This window comes from Winogradskyella poriferorum (assembly GCF_050618035.1).
GTDB lineage: Bacteria > Bacteroidota > Bacteroidia > Flavobacteriales > Flavobacteriaceae > Winogradskyella > Winogradskyella poriferorum_A.
Genome location: NZ_JBODPY010000313.1, coordinates 1 through 212, shown reverse-complemented (window position 1 = coordinate 212; position 212 = coordinate 1). Strand labels below are relative to the sequence as shown.

The 212-nt window shown below is 33.0% G+C and carries 1 pseudogene; it reads right to left on the bottom strand.

Features of this window, described 5'->3' with window-relative positions:
- Positions 1-212, bottom strand: a pseudogene (locus ACRHOC_RS15890) (hypothetical protein); the annotation flags it as partial.

The window sequence follows — 212 nt, the reverse complement described above, 5'->3', positions numbered from 1 at the left end:
ATAAATTGGTTTTAAATAGCTATCGTCAGATTGTTCGTTTATGGAAAGAACTTTAATTTTAGGATTTTGAACAATATTAAAATAGAAAGTATTGTCATAGAGTAAACCTGCATCCTCAATTTGTAAGCGTCCGTTTATTTCCTTGTCTTTAGCTAGGGTAAAATTAGCACCGGCTTCATTTTCTATACTTACAGCAGTGTACGCGAGCTGAT